Origin of the sequence: Mesorhizobium sp. M0019 (assembly GCF_040323975.1) — a bacterium.
Taxonomy (GTDB): Bacteria; Pseudomonadota; Alphaproteobacteria; order Rhizobiales; family Rhizobiaceae; genus Mesorhizobium.
Map to the genome: position 1 here is coordinate 92,498 of NZ_JAMYVK010000014.1, position 20,818 is coordinate 113,315.

Here is a 20,818-nt window from a genome sequence, read left to right on the forward strand (position 1 = left end):
ACGCTTAGCTGCGCGGATTGAGGTTCTCCGGGTCGTAGAGCGGCCTGTAGCCGACGGCGGCCACTTCGACCGGGTACTTCTCGCCGAAATATTCGACGCTCAGCTTGCGGCCCTCCTGGCAATACGCCCAGGGCAGGTGGGCGAGCGCGATGTTCTTGCCGAGGGTCGGACCATAGGCCACCGAGGTCGTGAAGGAGCGGCGGCCGAGCTCGTCGACGAGCGTCTCACCGGTTTGCGGGTCCATCACCGGCATCGTGCCAACCGGATAGCGGGGAACACCATTCGAATCTGTATTGTCCGTCATGATAAGCGTGCAAAGCATGGCCGGCTGATGCACCCGGGCGCGATATTGCAGATGCTTTGCCTTGCCGCAGAAATCGGCCTCCTTGACTTTCGGACGGGCAAGGTCGGCTTCCAGCAGATTGTATTCGGTCAAGAGGTCCGCGTTTTGCAGGCGCAGGCTCTTCTCCATGCGGCGGCTGTTGGCATAGGTCTCGACGCCAAAGGCCATCACGCCGGTCGACCGCAGCGCGTCCCAGACAGCCAGGCCGTCCTCGTAGCGCATATGCAGTTCCCAGCCTTGCTCGCCGACATAGGAGATGCGGAAGGCGGTCACGTCCTTGCCGGCGATCCTGACGGGCTTGATCGCGGCAAAGGGAAAATTCTCAGGCGTCAGTCCGTCGGGGTTTTCCACGACCTTGCCCAATGTTGCCCGCGCGTTCGGACCCCAGATGCCGACGGTCACATATCTCTCGGTCACATCGGTGACGGTAACGTCGAAGCCTTTGTCCTCTGCCGTCCGGCGCATGTACTGGAAGTCGCGCGGCCCGGCATCAGCGCCGTCGATGACGCGGCAGCGGTCGGCCATGCGGATGACGGTCAGGTCGGCGCGCACCATGCCTTCCTCGTCGAGGAAATGGGTATAGATGCCCTTGCCGATATTGCCGTCACCGCCGATCTTTGCCGCGCACAGCCATTCCATCAGCGCGACATGGTCCGGGCCTTCCACGTCGTACATGGCGAAATGCGACAGGTTGACGATGCCGCAATCCTCGCTCATCGCGAGATGCTCGGCGTTCGAGACGCGCCAGAAGTGGCGGTTATCCCATTCGTTTTGGCGCACCGGCACCCGGTTGCCGTATTTCTCGAGCAGATGCTCGTTGGCGGCGTAGCCGTGGGCGCGCTCCCAGCCGCCGAGCTCCATGAAATAGCCGCCGAGTTCCTTTTCGCGCTCCCAGAAGGGCGAGCGGCGGACATTGCGGGCCTTGGAGAAGGGTTCGCGCGGATGGACAGCCGGGTTGTAGACCTTCATCGCCGTTTCGGTGCAGCGGTCCCAGATGAACTGCTCTTTCGTCTGGTGCGGATAGAAGCGCGAATAGTCGATGGCGTGGTGGTCGATCGCCGTGCGGCCGTCCGTCATCCAGTCGGCGATGAGCTTGCCCATGCCGGGGCCGTCCTTGACCCAGATCGCAACGGCATACCATAGGCCCCTGACCTTCTGGCTTTCGCCCATCGAGGGGCCGCCGTCCGCCGTCACCTGCAGCAGGCCGTTGAAGGAATGGCTCTCATTGTAGCCCAGCTCGCCCAGGATCGGCGTCAGTTCCATGGCGCGCTCGAGCGGCGCCAGGATTTGTTCCATGTCGAGATCGCGTTGCGACGGCGAAAGCCGCGCCTCGTTTTTCTCGAGAATATCGCGCGGATGGCAAAGGCGCGGATTGGTCTCTTCGTAATAACCCCATTCGATCTGCCCGCCTTCGGCGGTCTTGGGGTCGCCGGTATCGCGCATGTAAGCCGAGTTGCCCTGGTCGCGCAGCAGCGGCCAGCCGATCTCCTTGCCGGTGCCGGCGAACTCAGTGTACGGCCCGAAGAAGGTAAGCGGATGGTCAATCGGCATGACCGGCAGGTCCTCGCCCGCCATTTCCGCGATCAGCCGTCCCCAGATGCCGGTGCAGACCACAACATAGTCGGCCTCGATGGTGCCGCGGTCGGTCACCACGCCCTTGATGCGGCCGTTCTCGATGACGAGCGACCTGGCCGACGTATTGGCAAACGCCCTGAGTTTGCCGGAAGCTTCCGCCTGGTCGACAAGCTTGCCGGCGACGGTCTGCGAGCGCGGGATGACGAGGCCGGCGTCGGGATCCCACAGGCCGCCCTGTACCATCTGTTCTTCGATCAGCGGGAATTTTTCCTTGATCTCGGCGGGATCGATCAGGCGGGCGCGTGTGCCGAAGGCCTTCGCCGAGGCGATCTTGCGCTTGATCTCCGCCATGCGGGCGTCGTCGCCGACGCGGGCGACCTCGAGGCCGCCGATGCGCGCGTAGTGACCCATCTTTTCGTAGAAATCGATGGAATAGAGCGTCGTCCAGCACGACAGGAAATCATGGCTGGTCGTGTAGCAGAAGTCGGAAGCGTGTGCCGTCGAGCCGATATCGGTCGGGATGCCTGATTTGTCGATGCCGACAATATCGTCCCATCCTCGCTCGATCAGGTGATGGGCGACCGATGCGCCGACGATGCCGCCCAGCCCGACGATGACGACCTTCGCCTTTTCCGGAAACCCTGCCATTGCCCGCGACTCCAAGATGCTATTGCGAGCAGACTATAGGGCGGCGCGGCGCCGCGCTTGCAGCCTGTTTGCGACATCGCCAAAAAAGCCCGCGCCACCAGCCCGTCGAATGCAGTTAGACCTACGCCTTCGCCCTGCTTGGTACGAAGGCGCTGCTAGAGCCCGTCCTGCGCAGCTTCGAAGAAAAGTGCATACCTTCATCGCCGATTACCGGAAGCAAATAAAAGGCCGGGCGTTTGCCCGGCCTTCAAAAATCATGGCGTCGACTTTACTTGATGCGCGCGACGCCGCCCGAGATCTCAATCGTCTCCGAACCGGTCAGCGCCTCGAGGTCGCCATTCGGCAAGGTAACAAAACAGCCGCTCGGGCAAAATTCCACGGTTTCGCCAGCGGCCAGCGCCAACTCGGTCTTGCCGCCGCCTTCCGTCACGATCAGCGTGCGGGTCTCGGCGTCCTTGTTGACCGCGCTGGCGGCATGGGCCGAACCGCCCACGGCCAGAAAAGCGATGGCGGCGACGAGAGACTTCCACATTTTGCAGTATCGGTGTTGCCACCGCCTCTGTTGCATTTCGCAAGGCATTCTCGCCGTTTGCAGGTGAGCTTATATGCAATGCAAGCTGAACGGCAACTGAATGCCGCATTCATGCCGCAATTGGTTTCCGAAGGCTTGAGGGCAAGCTCCAATCAGCTAGTCAGGATCGGGCTTCCGTACCTTGCGTCCCGACTTGGCGAGACGTTTCGCCTCGACCGCCGCTAGGGCTTTTGCTTGTTCCCGCTCGGCGAATTCGACTTCGATCTTGTCGTCGTCGATCGGCCACGCTTCGTGCTTTTTGGTCTCGACGACGGCGCGCGGTGTCGACGGAATTTCGATATGCTGGTCGGCGAACACATCGAAGATGGCAAAGCGGATGTCGTTCTGGACGATATTGCCACTAAGAACGTCTGCCAGGAATACGCGGATCTCGAATTCGAGCGCGGCCGGGCCGAAATTGGAAAACAGCACGAAGGGTTCGGGGTTTTTCAGCACCAGCGGATGACTGCGCGCGATCTCCAACAGGACGCCATGCACGTGCTTGATGTCGCTGCCATAGGCGACGCCGACCTTGATATCGATGCGGCCGAGCTTGTTGCGGTGCGTCCAGTTCCCGACCGCATTGTTGATCAGGTTTGAATTGGGCAGGATCACCGACTGCCGCTGGAACGTTTCGATCTCGGTGGCGCGCACGCTGATCTTCTTGACCGTGCCGCTGATGTCACCGGCGACGATCCAGTCGCCGACCTTGAACGGCCGCTCGGCCAAAAGGATCAGGCCCGAGACGAAGTTGGAGACGACATTCTGCAGGCCAAAGCCGATGCCGAGAGACAGGGCGCCTGCGACCAACGCGAGATTGGAGAGGTCGATACCGGCCGCCGAGATGCCGACCAGTGCCGCGACCGCGACGCCGGCATAGCCGACCGCCAGCCGGATCGAATTGCGCACACCGGTGTCGACCCGGCCGCGCGCCATCACCGAACCGTCGAGCCAGCCCTGGAACCAGCGCGTCAGGAAATAGCCGATGATGAAGACGACGACGCCGGTGAGGATGCCGGTGACCGAGATCGTCACCGAGCCTATGGTGAGGCCCGTCGCCAATTTGTAGGCCCAGGCCTGGATGTCGCCGGGCTGGAAGCCCCACATCAACAGGATCAGCGGCAGGAACACCAGCACGATCATGGTGTTTATGGCGGCGCTGACTACAAGCCCGAGCTGGTCGAGCGCGGTCTCTTCGTAGCTTGAATTGGCCGCTAGCCAGCGCCCGATCGAAGTGTTGGCGAAACCACCTTCCATGCCGATCGCCCGCGCCGACAGGAAGCCGATATAGGCGGTGACCAGGATAGTGCCGGTAACCACGACCTGCACCGAGACGAAAATAGCAAGGCCGATAAAGCCGAGCAGCGCCGACGCTATGGTGAATAGCCCTAGCGCGACGGCGGTGTAGCGCAGCCATGCCGGCCACGGGCGCCAGCTCCCGTCGGCAGCCTTGAACGGCTTCAGCAGCCCCATCAGGATCAGGATGACGCCGACGCTGATGGTGGCGACAAAGCTTCTGGCGATGGTCAGCGATAGCGGCGAGCCCATCTTGTCGTTGACGACCGACAGGAAATAATTGATGCCGATGGCGACGGCCATGGCAGTCGTCAGCCGCACCAGCCAGCGCGCCGGGCCGGTTTCGACAGGGATCAGACGCCAGTTCGGCAATTGCGGTTCCAGCGCCGCATTGGTCAGCCGGTTGACGCAGAACACCACCGCGATAACGGCAACCAGCGAATTCAGGAAGATGCCGATGTCGCCGCGCAAGACATTGTAATAATTGAAGAAGAAGACCGTCGAGATAAGGAAGGCGCCAACCGCCAGCGACGGCAGCAATGTCGACCAGAACGCCACCGACAGGCGGCTGAGATAGGATGGATCTTCGACGGAAGAATCGGCTTCGAAGACGCGGCCGAACAGGCGCCGCCCGCCGACAAAAAGCACAGCGGCCAGCGCAAGCGCCATCAACGTCGCGGCAAGAATTGCCTGGAACTTGAACTTGAAGGCGAAGCTCAGCCAGGACGATACCGCCTTGTAGAAACTGGTAAATTCGTCATTGGCGTCGGAAAAGACCTCCGGGCTCAATGCATCGGACAGCACGTAGCGCTTGGTGAGCTGATTGCGGAACAGCTCGCTGCGCATGTTGCCGATCTTCTCGATCAGCCCGCTGATGCGGATCGACAGGTTCTGCGCGCTGGCAATGACGGCGTTAATCTCGGCTTTTTCGGAAGCCAGCGCCTGGCGTTCGCCGGTCACGATGTCGGGCTCGGCCGGCTGGCCCGCGGCCGGCGGAGGTCCCAGCGTCTCGATCCGATCGTTGATATCGCCGAGACGCGAGCGGAATGCCAGTGCGCTGGTGAGCGCCGCCCGCGACAGATCCTCCAATTGCAGACGGATTTCCACGAGGGTGGCATCGTCTTGGCCGTCCTGCTGTATCTTCTTCTCGAGACCGTCGGTTTTGGCCGTCAGGCTCTGGATGACCTTCTGCTGGTCTGTAACCAGCCCGGCGGCACCCTGCCCGAGCGCCTGCGCCATCGCGTCGAACGACGGCGGCGCCAAGACAACAAGCGCAGCGATCAGGACCAGGCGGAGTAAGCGAAAGAACATGATTTTTCTGGCGACTCGCGGACGGCAGCGGCAGTTTTGAAGCACGTCCTTGATAAAGACGCTCATATCACGGGGCAAGTCATGCCAGGCGGCTCGTTTTCGAAGTCCGCCAATCGAAGTCGGCCAATCCAATCGAAGTCGGCCAATCCAGTCGAAGTCGGGGAGTCGAAAAGCGATGGCGCAATCTTGGCTTTGCGTTGGCGGCCTGCTCTATAGTCTGCCGCAAAGCCTGAAATGGATGACAATAAGAATGGCGGAATATTCGGCCTTTTCGCTTCTCAAGAACGCGCTGACCGGAAACAAGGACTGGAGGCCGGCCTGGCGCAAGCCCGACCCGAAGGCGTCCTACGACGTGATCGTCATCGGCGGCGGCGGCCATGGCCTGTCGACCGCCTACTACCTAGCCAAGGAGCACGGCATCACCAATGTCGCGGTGCTGGAGAAGGGCTGGCTCGGTTCCGGCAATGTCGGCCGCAACACCACGGCGGTCCGTTCCAACTATCTCCTGCCGGCCAACACGCGCTTTTACGAGCATTCGATGAAACTGTGGGAGAACCTGGCCCATGACCTCAACTACAACGTCATGTTCTCGCAGCGCGGCTGCCTGAACCTCGCCCACACACCTGCTCAGCTCGACGACTATGCCCGGCGCGGAAACGCCATGCGCCATCTCGGCGTTGACGCCGAACTGATGACCACGGCCGAAATCGCGCGCCTGGTGCCGGCGCTCGACGTCTCAGCCACCGCGCGTTTCCCGATCGTCGGTGGCCTGATGCAGCGGCGCGCCGGCACCGCCCGCCACGACGCCGTCGCCTGGGGCTATGCGCGCGGCGCAGATCGCCGCGGCGTCGACATCATCGAAAATTGCGAGGTCACCGGCTTCCTGCGCGACGGCGACCGCATCACCGGCGTCACGACAACGCGCGGCGAAATCCGCGCAAAAAAGGTAGCGGTCGCGGTTGCCGGCAGCACCGGGCGGGTCATGCGGCTTGCCGGCATCGAGACGATGCCGATCGAGAGCCACGTGCTGCAGGCCTTCGTCACGGAATCGCTAAAACCGTTCATCGATACGGTCCTGACCTTCGGCATGGGCCATTTCTACATGTCGCAATCGGACAAGGGCGGCCTTGTCTATGGCGGCGATCTCGACGGCTACAACAGCTACGCCCAACGCGGCAGCCTGCCGATCGTCGATGAGGTGATGAGCGAGATGCTGGCGCTGTTCCCTGGGCTGGCCCGTGTCCGCATGCTGCGCTCATGGGGCGGCGTCTGCGACATGTCGATGGACGGCTCGCCAATCATCACCACCGGTCCGCTGCCGGGCATGTATCTCAACTGCGGCTGGTGCTATGGCGGCTTCAAGGCGACGCCGGCTTCCGGCTGGTGCTTTGCCTGGACCATTGCCAAGGACGAGCCGCACGGTCTCAACGCGGCCTTCACGCTCGACCGCTTCTACCGTGGCCTGGTGATCGACGACAAGGGCCAGGGCGCCACGCCCCGGCTGCATTAGGCCATGATCCCGAAAAGTGGAAACCGGTTTTCGGACAAGATCATGGTCAAACGAGAAGTTTAAGAGATCCATGCTCATCACCTGCCCCTATTGCGGCCCGCGCGACGTGATCGAATTCACCTATCAGGGCGACGGCAATCGCCAGCGCCCACAGCCCGCCTCGCAGAACCTCGACGCCTGGAACGCCTATGTCTACGACCGGCTTAATCCAGCCGGCGACCACAATGAGATCTGGCAGCATTCCGGCGGCTGCCGCGCCCATCTCCGGGTCGTGCGCAACACGCTGACGCACGAGATCTCCAGCACCGCGTTCGCGCGCGGCGACCACAACTCGGTTGCGCGGCACCGGGCCGAGGACAAGCCATGAGCCCGCGCCGTACAGAGGCCGGGGGCCGCATCGACCGGCTGCGGACCATCCGTTTCACCTTCGACGGCGCGCCTTATACCGGCCATGCCGGCGACACGCTGGCTTCGGCGCTGCTGGCCAACGGCGTCACCCTGTTTGGGCGTTCGTTCAAATATCACCGCCCGCGCGGCGTGCTGACCGCCAGCGTCGAGGAACCGAACGCGCTGGTCACAGTGTTGAGGGGCGAGGTTCGCGATCCGAACATCCCCGCCACAATGGTCGAGATTTATGACGGGCTGGTCGCAATCAGCCAGAACCGCTTCCCTTCGCTTGCCTGGGACGTCAGTGCCGTGAACCAACTCGGCGGCAAGCTTTTGTCGGCCGGCTTCTACTACAAGACCTTCATGGGACCGGTGATCGGTCCGCTGAAGGGCACTCGCTTCTGGATGTTCTGTGAGCATTTCATCCGCCGTGCCGCCGGCCTGGGCAAGGCAGGCACGGCTCCCGATACGGCGCGCTACGAACGCATGAACGCGTTTTGCGATGTGCTGGTAGTCGGCTCCGGCCCGGCGGGGCTGATGGCCGCCAGGGCGGCTGCCGATCAGGGTGCACGCGTCATCCTGGCCGAGCTCGAGCCGCATTTCGGCGGCTCGGCCAATTGGTCGGGCGAGACGATCGATGGCATGCCGGCCGCCGACTGGGCAGCGCGCGCCGCTGGCCAGCTCGAAGGCCGTGACAATGTCCGCCTGCTGCCGCGCACCACCGTCTGGGGCTATTATGACGGCAACACGCTTGCCGCGCTCGAACGTGTCACCGACCACAAGGAAACGCCCGGCAAGGGCGAATCGCGCCATCGCTATTGGACGATCCGCGCCAAGTCGGTGGTGCTGGCCACCGGCTCCCTGGAGCGTCCGCTGGTCTTTCCGGGCAACGATCGGCCAGGCGTAATGCTGGCGCATGCTGCCGAGCGCTATGCCATTGAATATGGCGTGCTGCCGGGCGACAGGGTCGCGCTGTTCACCAACAATGACAGCGCCTACCGCTCCGCGCTTGCGCTGAAGAAGGCCGGCGCCGTGGTCGTCGCCATCGTCGACGTGCGCCCAGAACTTTCGAGCGAAATGCGCAAGCTGGCCGGCGAAGCGGAGGCCGAGATCCTTTCTGGCCACGCGGTGATCGCCACCGAGGGCGGCAAGGCGCTTTCCGGCTTCAAGGTGCAGCGCTTCGACATGGTCAACGGCGCGCTTTCCGGCGATGCGCGCAGCATCCACGCCGATTGCCTATTGATGTCGGGCGGCTGGTCGCCGACCATTCATCTGGCCAGCCAGGCCGGAGCCAAAGCGGAATGGAACGAAGCATTGCAAGCGTTCCTGCCGCCCAAGCCGACGACACGGCAATGGATCGGCGCCGGCGCCTTCACCGGCAGTTTCTCCACCGCCGAGGCGATCGCCGAAGGCCGCGCCGCCGGTCTTTCCGCAGCGGGCGCAACCGCCACGCCGGCGGCCTTGCCTGCCGTCGAGGCAGCACCTGGCGATCCCGATCCGGCGCCGGTGTTCGAGATCAAGGCCGAAGGAAAGAGCTTCGTCGACTTCCAGCATGACGTGACGGCGGATGACGTGCGGCTGGCGCATCGCGAAGGCTTCGTCTCGGTCGAGCATCTGAAGCGCTACACCACGCTCGGCATGGCAACCGACCAGGGCAAGAGCTCCAACATACCCGGCCTGGCCATCATGGCCGAGGCGCTCGGCAAGCCGATCCCAGAGGTCGGTACGACGCGCTTTCGCCCGCCCTTTTCGGCGGTGTCGATCGGCTCGCTAGCCGCCGAACGCTTCGGCGATCTGAAGCCCGAGCGGCTGACGCCGATGCATGACTGGCACGTCGCCAACGGCGCCACCATGTATTCCGCCGGCCTGTGGTATCGGCCGATGATCTACGGCCATCCCGGCGAGACGATCGAGCAGGCCTATGTGCGCGAAGCGAGAGCCACGCGCGAGAGCGCCGGCATCGTCGATGTCTCGACATTGGGCAAGATCGCGGTGCAAGGCCCCGACGCGGCGGAATTCCTCGACCGCGTATACACCAACATGTTTTCGACGCTGGCCGTCGGCAAGGCGCGCTACGGGCTGATGCTGCGCGAGGACGGTCTCGCCTTTGACGACGGCACCACGTGGCGCCTCGGCGAGCAGGATTTCCTGATGACCACCACCACCGCCAATGCCGGCAAGGTGATGCAGCATCTGGAATATTTCCTCGACGTGATCTGGCCGGCGCTGAAGGTCCACGTCACCTCGGTGACCGACCAATGGGCCGGTGCCGCCATCGGCGGGCCGAAGGCAAGGCAGATACTGGCTGCTTGCGTCAGCGGCACCGCCGTCGACAATGCCGCCCTGCCCTTCATGGGCATCGTCCACGGCGAAATCGCCGGCGTGCCGGTGATGATCTGCCGGCTGTCCTTCTCCGGCGAAATGGCCTTCGAGGTCTACTCCGGCGCCGGCTACGGCACCCATGTCTGGGAGGCGCTGATCGAAGCCGGCAAGCCGTTCGGGCTGGTGACCTACGGGCTGGAGGCGCTGGGCACCATGCGCATCGAGAAAGGCCACGTCACCGGTGCCGAGATCGACGGCCGTACCACGGCACGCGACCTGCATCTCGACTGGATGCTGTCGAAGAAGAAGCCGTTCATCGGTTCGGCGATGATGGACCGCGAGGGGCTGATCGCGCCCGACCGCCTGGAACTCGTCGGTATTGTTTCGCTCGACAACCAGCCGCTCAATGGCGGCGCACACATCGTCGAGGAGCTTGACGAAGCCAATCCGCACGGCTCGCTTGGCCACATCACCGCCTGCTGCTATTCGCCGGCGCTGGGCAAATATATCGCGCTTGCCCTGGTCAAGGGCGGCAAGGCGCGGCGAGGCTCGCGTGCCTACGTTTCCGACCCGTTGCGCAACCGGTTCGGGCCGGTCGAGATCGTCTCCAACCATTTCTTCGATCCGGACGGGAGCCGCATGCATGGTTGAACGCCAATCACCGCTTGAGCCGGTGCTGCATCCGGGCTCGCATGGCAATTTCGAGCATGGTGTCGAAATCATCCTCTCCGAAACCAGGCCGGGTTCGATCCTGCAGCTCGCCGCCTGGCCCGGCGAGGAGAAGAAGTTGATGGCCGGCATCCATGCGGTCACCGGCCTGGCTTTGCCCGACGGCGCCGGTGGCGGTGTGACGAACGGCGCCAGGTCGGTGTTCGGCTTTGCGCCGGGAAAGTTCACTGTGGTCGATGAAGCCGAGGGATTGGCGCCGGCCTTTGCCGATGTCGTCACTTCGGCCATCGGTACGGTGACCGACCTTTCGCACGGCCGCACCGCGATCCGTATCGCCGGGCCGAAGGCCGAGTGGGTGCTGGCGAAATTCTTCGCCATCGACTTCGCGCTGCCGGCCTTCCCGATCGGCGCCGGCCGCTCGACCATGCATCACGACATCTTCGCGCAGATCCAGCGCACCGGCGCCGATCAGTTCGACATCTATGTGTTCCGTTCGTTTGCCCGCTCGTTCTGGAAAGCGCTCTGCCATGCGAGCGAGGAAGTCGGCTACGAAGTGCAGTAGAGCCGGACGGCGCTTCACGTCACTCCGCGAACGTCACCCACTCTTCCAGCGGCGCGCGGTCGGTGCGGAAGGCATTTTCGGGCTTGGACGTATCCTCATGGCCGAGCGCCATGCCGCAGACGACGATCTCCTCGTCGGGAATGTTGAGCACCGGCCTGATCTGCCGGTGATAGGGCGCGAAGGCAGCTTGCGGACAGGTGTGCAGGCCCCTGCCCCGCGCGGCGACCATGATGTTTTGCAGGAACATGCCGTAGTCGATCCACGACCCCTTGTTCAGCCGCCGGTCGACGGTGAAGATCATGCCGACCGGCGCGTCGAAGAAGACGAAGTTGCGGTCGTGCTGCGCACGCATCCTGTCGACCTCGCGCCGGCCGATGCCGAGCACGCCGTAGAGGCCGAAGCCGTTGGCCCGCCGTCGCGTCAGATAGGGTTCGAAGAACTGGTCGGGATAGTAGCGGTACTCGTCCCACTCGGCCTTTTCGGCGCGGATGCCCGAGCTGAGGATGGCGTCGGTGATGCGCTGCTTGACCTCGCCCTTGGTCACATAGACTTTCCAGGGTTGCATATTGGTGCCTGAGGGCGCGCGCGCGGCAACGGCGAGAATATCGCGGATGGTCTCGTCGTCGACCATATCGGGCAAGAAGGCGCGTACCGACCGCCGCGAGGTGATCGCGTCATCGACGATCGCCGCCGCAATCCGGGAGTTGTTTTCCAGCATGGGCCGTCCTTTTGCGTATGATCCCGAACCCGATTTTCCGGAAGGATCATGCGCCGACTAGAAGTGATGGAGCATCCTTGCGCGTCTTTTTGAACGCCCGATAGCCTACCCGCCTCGACCGGACGCCCCACTCGCCGCTCGTGCGCCGAGCCTTTGCCCGAACCGTCAAAATGGCGCAAGTAAATCTTGTGGTTGCGTGAAAATCCTCTTGATTTTTTCATGAACCCGCCATCAAATGAAATTTGCTGGGAATTTTTCACCGAGACAGGGATGACTTTGCCCTCCACCGCCGCCAGATCGGAACAGGACAGCGGCGAACGGCTGCTGGCCGGCGACATTCGCGCGTTGCGCAAGGCGCGCGGCTTGAAGCTTGCTGAAATCGCACTGAAGCTCGGCCGTTCCGTCGGCTGGGTCAGCCAGGTCGAGCGCGGTCTGTCGGTCCCGTCGCTCGGCGATCTCAGGGCCTTCGCCGAATTGTTCGGCGTGCCGGTCAGCCTGTTCTTCAGCCATGACGTGCCTGTCGAGACCGAGCGCGGCGTGGTCGTGCGCGCCGGCAACCGGCGCACGCTTGGCACAAGCGATTCCGGCCTGGTGGAGGAGCTTCTGTCGCCCGATCTCGGCGGTAGCTTCGAGATGCTGCGTTCGGTCTTCGCTCCGGGTGCCGAGATGAAGGCCGAGGCGCGCCGGCCGACCGAGGAAGCCGGCTACGTCGCTTCGGGCAGTTTCGACATCGAAATTGCTGGCATCTGGCACCGGCTTGGCGAAGGCGACTCCTTCCGCTTCGACGGCAAGCCGTTCCGCTGGCGCAATCCTGGAGCCGAGCCGGCTGTCGTCATCTGGGTGGTTTCGCCGCCTGTCTATTGAACGAATGCATGTCGCCCAAAAGTGCGTGGCGGTTTTGGGACAACGACATGCATCAAAACAAATAGTCGGAGAAGAACATGGCCGGTTTGCCGACCACGGCACGCGTTGTGATCATCGGAGGTGGTGCCGTCGGCGCCTCCTCGCTCTACCATCTCGCCAAGGCGGGCTGGACCGACTGCGTGCTTCTGGAGAAGAACGAGCTGACCTCCGGCTCGACCTGGCATGCCGCCGGCAACGTGCCGACTTTCTCCTCGTCATGGTCGCTGATGAACATGCAGCGTTATTCGACCGAGCTCTATCGCCGGCTGGCCGACGAGGTCCGCTATCCCATGAACTACCACGTCACCGGCTCGCTCAGGCTGGCCCATAGCGCGGAGCGCATGCTGGAATTCCAGCGCGCCAAGGGCATGGGCCGCTACCAGGGCATGGATATCGACGTGGTCGGGCTCGACGAGATCAAGCGCCGTTACCCCTTCATCGAGACGCATGAGCTGAAAGGCGCGCTCTACGATCCGAATGATGGCGATATCGATCCAGCGCAATTGACCCAGGCACTGGCCAAGGGCGCGCGTGACATGGGCGCGAAGATCATCCGCTTCTGTCCGGTCACCGGCGTGCGCCGCGACAACGACGAGTGGGTGGTCGAGACAGCGCAAGGCGAGATCCGCTGCGAGATCGTCGTCAACGCCGCCGGCTACCGCGCCGCCGAGGTCGGCAGGATGTTCGGTCGCGAGGTGCCGATGATGGTGATGAGCCATCAATACATATTGTTTGAGGAAATCCCCGAACTGGCCGCATGGTCGAAGGAACAGGGCAAGAAGCTGCCGCTGCTGCGCGACGTCGATACGTCCTATTATCTGCGCCAGGAAAAGAACGGCATGAACCTCGGCCCCTATGAGCGCAATTGCCGCGCCCACTGGGTCGGCCACAAAGACCCAATGCCCGACGACTTTTCGTTCCAGCTGTTTCCCGACGATCTCGACCGGCTGGAACAATACCTGGCCGATGCTGTCGCCCGCGTGCCGATCCTCGGCACCGCCGGCCTGTCCAAGGTCATCAACGGGCCGATCCCCTATGCGCCGGACGGCAACCCGCTGATCGGCCCGATGCCCGGCGTGCCCAACGCCTTCGAGGCCTGCATCTTTACCTTCGGCATCGCCCAGGGCGGCGGCGCCGGCAAGGTGCTGGCCGAATGGGTGACCGAGGGCCAGACCGAATGGGATATGTGGTCCTGCGATCCGCGCCGTTTCACCGCCTTTGCCTCGGCCCCGGATTATTGCGTCGCCAAGGGCATGGAGATCTACGGCAACGAATATGCCATCCAGTTCCCGCGCCATGCCTGGCCGGCCGGGCGCGACCGCAAGCTGTCGCCGCTCCACGACCGCATCAAGGCACTCGGCGCCCGGTTCGACGCCTATAATGGCTGGGAACGCGCCACCTGGTATGCGAAGCCAGGCGACGACATCTCCGAAGAATCCACGCTGACTTTCCGCCGCGACGGGCCGTGGCAGCATCGTGTGCGCGAGGAATGCCTCGCCGTCCGCGATGCCGCCGGCATTCTGGACCTGCCGGGGTTTTCCCGTTTCAATCTCGACGGTCCGGGTGCCGCCGAATGGCTGAGCCTCCAGGTGACAGGCCTGGTGCCGAAACCCGGCCGCATCGGCCTCGTCTATTTTGCCGACGACAAGGGCCGCATCGTCACCGAAATGTCGGTTGTCCGTCACGGCGAAGACCTGATGACGCTGATCACCGCCGCTGTGGCTCAGTGGCATGATTTCGAATGGCTGAAATCGCGCATCCCGAAGGACGCCACATTCAAGCTGGTCGACCGGACGGAGGAATACTCCACCCAGATCCTCGCCGGCCCCAACTCGCGAAAAATCCTGGCCGAACTCTGCGCAGCCGACCTCACCCTGCCCTGGCTGACGCATCAGGAAACCAGTATCGCCGGACGTTGGGCAAAGCTGGTGCGCGTGTCCTTCGCGGGCGAGCTCGGCTGGGAAATCCACAGCAAGGTCGACGATACCGCAGCCATCTTCGACGCCGTCTGGGCGGCCGGGAAGAGGCATAGACTAAAACCGTTCGGCATGTACGCGCTGGATTCGCTGCGGCTCGAAAAAGGTTACCGCACCTGGAAGGGTGACCTGTCGACCGACTATTCGATCCTGCAGGGCGGGCTGGAGCGCTTCGTCAGATGGGATAAGCCCGACTTCCGCGGCAAGGCGGCGCTGCAGAACGAGAAGCAGCAGGGCATCAAGAGGCGCTTCGTCACGCTGGTCGTCGAAAACCCCCGCGACTGCGATGCGCCCTACATGTCGACGCTGTGGCATGACGGCCGCATCGTCGGCGAGACGACATCCGGCGGCTGGGGTCATCGCATCGACAAGTCGATCGCGCTCGGCATGCTGCGCGCCGACCTCACCGAGCCGGGAACCGCGGTCGAGGTCGAGATCTTCGGCGAACGTTTTCGGGCGATCGTGCAGAAGGATGAGCCGTTATGGGATCCGAAGAACGAAAGGCTCAGAGCATGAAGACTGTCATCCTAACCGATGGCGGCATGGGCCAGGAGCTGGTCCGCCGCAGCAGTTCCGAGCCGACGCCGCTGTGGTCGGCCAGGGTGCTGATCGACGAACCGGATCTGGTGCGCGACCTGCATGCGGAATTCATCCGCGCCGGCGCCCGCGTCATCACCATCAACACCTATTCAGCCACGCCGGAGCGGCTGGCACGCGAAGGCGCGGAAGAGCTGTTCAAGCCGCTGCAGAAGCGCGGCATCGAACTGGCAAGGCAAGCCCGCGACCAGGCCGGCGACGCGGCGATCGCCGGCTGCCTGTCGCCGCTGTTCGGCAGCTATGCGCCGGCGCTGACGATATCCTTCCAGGATACGCTCGACATCTATCGCCGTATCGTTGCCGAGCAGGCGGACGGCGTCGATCTGTTTCTGTGCGAAACCATGGCGTCGGCCGAAGAGGCGCGCGCCGCCGTCACCGCGGCGTCGGAAAGCGGCAAGCCCGTATGGATTTCGTGGACGCTTGCCGACCACGGCACGCCGCGCCTGCGCAGCGGCGAAGCCATTGCGGCGGCGTCGGACGCTCTTGCCGGCCTGCCCGTCGCGGCCCGGCTGATCAATTGCTGCCGGCCCGAAGCGATCGCTGCAGCGCTGCCCGAACTGATCGCTCTCGGCGGTCCGGTCGGCGCTTATGCCAACGGCTTCACCTCGATTGAGGCGCTCAAGCATGGCGGAACCGTGGAAGTGCTGCACGCCCGCCACGACCTTGATCCGGATGCCTATGCCGGCCAGGCGGTCGGTTGGGTCGAGGCCGGCGCCGGCATCGTCGGCGGCTGCTGCGAAGTCGGACCGGCCCACATCGCCGCGCTGCGCGACCGGCTCGAACAGGCCGGTTATGAAATTTCGGGAGCAGCATAATGCCCAGGCCATCATCGCGCATTTCCGGCATCGTGCCTTCGGGCAAGGATGGCTGGGAGGTTCATTCCGCTGCCTGGGCGCGCAAGCAGGCCGGCGAGGACATCATCATGCTGTCGGTCGGCGACCACGATTTCGACACGCCGAGCGAGACGATCGAAGCCTGCGTGACGGCCGTCCGCGCCAGCAATCACCACTACACGCCGCTTGCCGGCGTTCCACGCCTGCGCAAGGCGATGGCGGCGGCTTCGACGCTGTGCACCGGCGTTGCGACAAATCCCGACCAGGTCATTGCCACGCCGGGCGGGCAGGCCGCGCTTTACGCGGCCATTCAAGCGGTTCTCGACCAGGGCGACCATGCCATCGTCGTCGCGCCCTATTACGCCACCTATCCCAACACCTTCAGTGCGGCGGGCGCCGAGTTCAGCGTCGTCGAGACCCCCGCCGAGGATGGCTTTCAGCCGCGCGCCGCCGACATTCGCGCCGCCCTTCGGCCGAACACCCGCGCCATCCTGATCAACACGCCCAACAACCCCACGGGCGCCGTCTATTCGCGAGAGCGCCTGGAGGATCTGGCGCAGATCTGCCGCGAGCATGACCTATGGCTGCTGTCGGACGAGGTCTACTGGACGCTGGGCGGCGGCGAGCACGTCTCACCACGCTCGCTGCCCGGCATGGCGGAACGCACGCTGGTCATCAATTCGATGTCGAAGAGCCACGGCATGACCGGCTGGCGCATGGGCTGGCTGACCGGGCCCGAGGAGATGGTCTCGCTGCTGACCGACCTCAATCTGGTGATGACCTACGGCCTGCCGGCCTTCATCAGCCTCGCCTGCGCTGAGGCGCTCAAAAATGGTTACGGCGTCAAGGAGATCGCCGAGCGCTACGCCGCGAGGCGCACCGTCGTCCTCGATGCCATGCGCGGTATGAACAACATCACCGTGCGCGGCTCCGAAGGCGGCATGTACGTCATGCTCGACATATCGGCGATCGAGCCGGACGACGAAAAATTCGCCTGGGCTTTCCTCGACCAGGAGAAGGTCGGCGTCATGCCCGGCTCGAGCTTCGGCGAGGCTGCAGCCGGCCACATCCGCTTCAGCCTCTGCCAGCCTGAGCCGGTGCTGATGGAGGCTGCCACACGCCTGCGCCGCTTCGCCTCCTTCTATCGCCGTGAGGCCGCATGAGCGCCTCGCCCACCAAAACCATTCCGACCAAGGCCATTCCTCCCAAAGCGAGGGCGGTCATCATCGGTGGCGGCGTCTCCGGTTGCTCGGTCGCCTATCATCTGGCCAAGCTCGGCTGGACCGATATCGTCCTGCTCGAGCGCAAGCAGCTGACGTCGGGCACGACATGGCACGCCGCCGGCCTGATCGGCCAATTGCGCGGCTCGCAGAACATGACGCGGCTGGCGAAATACTCGGCCGACCTCTACGTCAAGCTGGAGGCCGAGACCGATGTCGGCACCGGCATGCGCCAGGTCGGCTCGATCACGGTGGCGCTGACCGAGGAGCGCAAGCACGAGATCTATCGGCAGGCATCTCTCGCCCGCGCCTTCGATGTCGACGTGCGCGAGATTTCGCCAAACGAAGTCAAGCAGATGTATCCGCATCTCAATGTATCCGATGTGGTCGGCGCCGTGCATCTGCCCCTCGACGGTCAGTGCGACCCGGCCAACATCGCCATGGCCCTGGCCAAGGGCGCGCGCCAGCGCGGTGCGACGATCGTCGAGAACGTCAAGGTGACCAAGGTGCATACCAGGGCCGGCCGCGTCACCGGCGTTTCCTGGGCGCAGGGCGACGAGCAAGGCCTGATCGAAGCCGATATCGTCGTCAACTGCGCCGGCATGTGGGCACGCGACCTTGGCGCCCAGAACGGCGTCACCATCCCGTTGCACGCCTGCGAACATTTCTATCTCGTCACGGAACCGATCCCCGGGCTTTCCCGCTTGCCGGTGCTGCGCGTGCCGGACGAGTGCGCCTACTACAAGGAAGATGCCGGCAAGATGATGCTCGGCGCTTTCGAGCCAGTGGCCAAGCCTTGGGGCATGAACGGCATAAGCGAGGAGTTCTGCTTCGACCAGTTGCCGGAGGATATGGACCATTTCGAGCCTATCCTTGAAATGGGCGTCAACCGCATGCCGATGCTGGCCACCGCCGGCATTCACACCTTCTTCAACGGTCCCGAGAGTTTTACGCCCGACGATCGCTACTATCTCGGCGAGGCGCCGGAGCTTTCCGGCTACTGGATGGCGACCGGCTACAATTCGATCGGCATCGTCTCCTCCGGCGGCGCCGGCATGGCGCTGGCGCAATGGATCAATGATGGCGAAGCGCCCTTCGACCTCTGGGAGGTCGACATCCGCCGCGCCCAGCCGTTCCAGAAGAACCGCCGCTATCTCAAGGAGCGCGTCTCCGAAACGCTCGGCCTGCTCTACGCCGATCATTTCCCCTACCGGCAGATGGCAACCTCGCGAAATGTCAGGCGTTCGCCGCTGCACGAACATCTGAAGGCGCGCGGCGCCGTGTTCGGCGAGGTCGCCGGCTGGGAGCGCGCCAACTGGTTCGCTAGGCCCGGCCAGGAGCGCGAATACCGCTATTCCTGGAAGCGGCAGAACTGGTTCGACAACCAGCGCGAGGAACATCTTGCGATCAGGAACGGCGTCGGCCTGTTCGACATGACTTCGTTCGGCAAGATCCGCGTCGAGGGCCGCGACGCCTGCGCCTTCCTGCAAAGGCTCTGCGCCAACGACATGAACGTGACGCCGGGCAAGATCGTCTACACCCAGATGCTCAACCAGCGCGGCGGCATCGAGAGCGACCTCACCGTCTCGCGATTGTCCGAAACCGCCTTCTTCCTCGTCGTGCCCGGCGCCACGCTGCAACGCGACCTGGCCTGGCTGAGAAAACATCTTGCCGACGAGTTCGTCGTCATCACCGATGTGACGGCGGCCGAAGCCGTGCTTTGCCTGATGGGCCCGGATTCGAGGAAGCTGATCCAAAAGCTGAGCCCGAATGATTTCTCCAATAACAACAACCCGTTCGGCACGTTTCAGGAGATCGAGATCGGCATGGGCCTGGCCCGCGCCCACCGCGTCACCTATGTCGGCGAGCTCGGTTGGGAGCTTTATGTCTCGACCGATCAGGCTGCCCATGTCTTCGAGGCCATCGCGGAAGCCGGCACTGACGCCGGCCTGAAGCTATGCGGCCTGCATACGCTGGATTCCTGCCGCATCGAAAAGGCCTTCAGGCATTTCGGCCACGACATCACCGACGAGGACAATGTGCTGGAGGCCGGGCTGGGTTTCGCGGTGAAAACGGCCAAGGGCGACTTCCTTGGCCGCGATGCGGTGCTGAAGAAGAAAGAAACCGGCCTGTCACGCCGGCTGGTGCAGTTCCGCCTGAATGACCCCGAGCCCCTGCTCTTCCACAATGAGGCGATCCTGCGCGACGGCACGATCGTCGGCCCGATCACCTCGGGCAATTACGGCCATCATCTCGGCGGCGCGATCGGGCTTGGCTACGTGCCGTGCCAGGGCGAGAGCGAGGCGGACGTGCTGTCGTCGTCCTACGAGATCGAGATCGCCGGCGAGCGCTTTGCCGCCGAGGCCTCGCTCAAGCCGATGTACGATCCGAAATCGGAACGGGTGCGGATGTAACTCTTTTCTTTCTCCCCTTGTGGGAGAAGGTGGCCGAGCGAAGCTCGGTCGGATGAGGGGTGTTGGAAGGATCGCTACCTCAACGGAATTAGCGTTTAGCGCTCCCGTCCCAATCTTCCCACGCCGCGTTTCTTCCAGCACCCCTCATCCGGCTCGGCGCTACGCGCCGATCCACCTTCTCCCACAAGGGGAGAAGGAAAAGTCCCCTCCCGCGTCAGAACGCGTCCATCTTGGCAGCGACCTTCGCGATGAATTTCGTCCGCGTCTCGTTCGTCGACAGGTTCATCGAGTAATGCGCGAGATAGGAGACCGACCCGCCAGGCTTGATGGTGGCGCGCAGCACCCGATTGACCAGCTTGCGCGGCGGGTCGCCCATCAGCATGGCGCGGAACCGGCTGCCGCCATAGGTGGTGACCGCCGCGACCTTGTGAATGTTGTGCAGCGACGGCTGCACCTTGCCGTTGACCAGCTTGAACGACACGCCGGGCAGGAAGACGCGATCGAAAAAGCCTTTCAAAATGGCCGGATAGCCGAAGTTCCACACCGGAAACGACAGCACCAGCGCCTCGGCCCGCAGTAAGCGCTCGACATAGGCTGACGCCGGATCGCCGTCGCTGCGTTCGTCGTGATAGGACAGCCGTTCGGCCCGCGTCAGCCTGGGATCGAAACCCTCCGCATAGAGATCGCAGTCGTCGACGACATGGCCGGCGGCCTTCAGCCGCTCGATGATCGTCCGGTGCAGATCGGCGTTGAAGCTGGTCTCCACAGGATGAGCGTAGAGGACGAAGACGTTCACAGGAGAACATCTCGCAAGTCGGCACCAAGCACCCCCCTCTGCCCTGCCGGGCATCTCCCCCTCAAGTGGGGAGATCGGCTGTCAGTATCGCTTTCGCCAGTTGACGACGTTGGAAGATGGTCGAGACGATGGAACTGCCAATCTCCCCCCTTGAGGGGGAGATGCCA

General features: G+C 63.6%; 14 protein-coding genes. 9 read left to right on the plus strand and 5 right to left on the minus strand.

Annotated features, from left to right (window positions below; all coding sequences use genetic code 11):
* Nucleotides 1-4: 4 nt before the first annotated feature.
* The 3 genes from NKK47_RS13005 to NKK47_RS13015 form a co-directional block, all read right to left on the minus strand.
* Nucleotides 5-2,566, minus strand: a complete 2,562-nt coding sequence (locus NKK47_RS13005; RefSeq protein WP_352454626.1) for a GcvT family protein — start codon at nt 2,564-2,566, stop codon at nt 5-7.
* Nucleotides 2,567-2,834: 268 nt separating this feature from the next.
* The gene (locus NKK47_RS13010) at nt 2,835-3,098 is read right to left on the minus strand and encodes a hypothetical protein (RefSeq protein WP_023676533.1); all 264 of its coding nucleotides are present in this window, start codon (nt 3,096-3,098) and stop codon (nt 2,835-2,837) included.
* Between the two features lie 156 nt (nt 3,099-3,254).
* Nucleotides 3,255-5,744, minus strand: a complete 2,490-nt coding sequence (locus tag NKK47_RS13015; protein ID WP_352577089.1) for a mechanosensitive ion channel family protein — start codon at nt 5,742-5,744, stop codon at nt 3,255-3,257.
* A 250-nt stretch (nt 5,745-5,994) separates the two neighbouring features.
* On the opposite strand from NKK47_RS13015, the gene NKK47_RS13020 reads away from it, so the two are divergent.
* The 4 genes from NKK47_RS13020 (at nt 5,995) to NKK47_RS13035 (ending at nt 11,194) form a co-directional block, all read left to right on the plus strand.
* Nucleotides 5,995-7,254 (plus strand): sarcosine oxidase subunit beta, encoded by a 1,260-nt coding sequence (locus NKK47_RS13020; protein WP_023676535.1) that lies wholly within the window; start codon nt 5,995-5,997, stop codon nt 7,252-7,254.
* A gap of 70 nt (nt 7,255-7,324) precedes the next feature.
* Nucleotides 7,325-7,621, plus strand: a complete 297-nt coding sequence (locus NKK47_RS13025; RefSeq protein WP_023676536.1) for a sarcosine oxidase subunit delta — start codon at nt 7,325-7,327, stop codon at nt 7,619-7,621.
* On the plus strand, nt 7,618-10,614 hold the full coding sequence (locus NKK47_RS13030; RefSeq protein ID WP_352577091.1) for a sarcosine oxidase subunit alpha: 2,997 nt from the start codon (nt 7,618-7,620) through the stop codon (nt 10,612-10,614). The genes NKK47_RS13025 and NKK47_RS13030 overlap by 4 nt, the downstream gene beginning before the upstream one ends.
* Nucleotides 10,607-11,194, plus strand: coding sequence for a sarcosine oxidase subunit gamma (locus NKK47_RS13035; protein ID WP_352454630.1), 588 nt, complete (start codon nt 10,607-10,609; stop codon nt 11,192-11,194). Before NKK47_RS13030 ends, NKK47_RS13035 begins: the two co-directional genes overlap by 8 nt.
* A 19-nt stretch (nt 11,195-11,213) precedes the next feature.
* Here NKK47_RS13035 and NKK47_RS13040 read toward each other — a convergent pair whose 3' ends face one another.
* A complete protein-coding gene (locus NKK47_RS13040; protein WP_352452121.1) occupies nt 11,214-11,912 on the minus strand; it encodes a nitroreductase in 699 nt (232 codons plus the stop codon).
* Nucleotides 11,913-12,182: 270 nt separating this feature from the next.
* Between NKK47_RS13040 and NKK47_RS13045 the strand changes: the two genes are divergently transcribed.
* From NKK47_RS13045 to NKK47_RS13065, 5 genes are all read left to right on the plus strand, one after another.
* Nucleotides 12,183-12,776 (plus strand): helix-turn-helix domain-containing protein, encoded by a 594-nt coding sequence (locus NKK47_RS13045; protein ID WP_352454631.1) that lies wholly within the window; start codon nt 12,183-12,185, stop codon nt 12,774-12,776.
* Nucleotides 12,777-12,853: 77 nt separating this feature from the next.
* A complete protein-coding gene (locus NKK47_RS13050; protein WP_352454632.1) occupies nt 12,854-15,307 on the plus strand; it encodes a GcvT family protein in 2,454 nt (817 codons plus the stop codon).
* On the plus strand, nt 15,304-16,203 hold the full coding sequence (locus NKK47_RS13055) for a homocysteine S-methyltransferase family protein (protein ID WP_352454633.1): 900 nt from the start codon (nt 15,304-15,306) through the stop codon (nt 16,201-16,203). The genes NKK47_RS13050 and NKK47_RS13055 overlap by 4 nt, the downstream gene beginning before the upstream one ends.
* Nucleotides 16,203-17,384 (plus strand): pyridoxal phosphate-dependent aminotransferase, encoded by a 1,182-nt coding sequence (locus NKK47_RS13060; RefSeq protein ID WP_352454634.1) that lies wholly within the window; start codon nt 16,203-16,205, stop codon nt 17,382-17,384. The genes NKK47_RS13055 and NKK47_RS13060 overlap by 1 nt, the downstream gene beginning before the upstream one ends.
* Nucleotides 17,381-19,855 carry a GcvT family protein gene (locus NKK47_RS13065; RefSeq protein WP_352454635.1) on the plus strand — a complete coding sequence of 825 codons (2,475 nt, stop codon included), beginning with the start codon at nt 17,381-17,383 and terminating at the stop codon, nt 19,853-19,855. The genes NKK47_RS13060 and NKK47_RS13065 overlap by 4 nt, the downstream gene beginning before the upstream one ends.
* Nucleotides 19,856-20,069: 214 nt before the next feature.
* Here the strand turns inward: NKK47_RS13065 and NKK47_RS13070 are convergent, their stop codons facing one another.
* Nucleotides 20,070-20,651 carry an NAD(P)H-dependent oxidoreductase gene (locus NKK47_RS13070; protein ID WP_023676544.1) on the minus strand — a complete coding sequence of 194 codons (582 nt, stop codon included), beginning with the start codon at nt 20,649-20,651 and terminating at the stop codon, nt 20,070-20,072.
* Nucleotides 20,652-20,818: the final 167 nt, after the last annotated feature.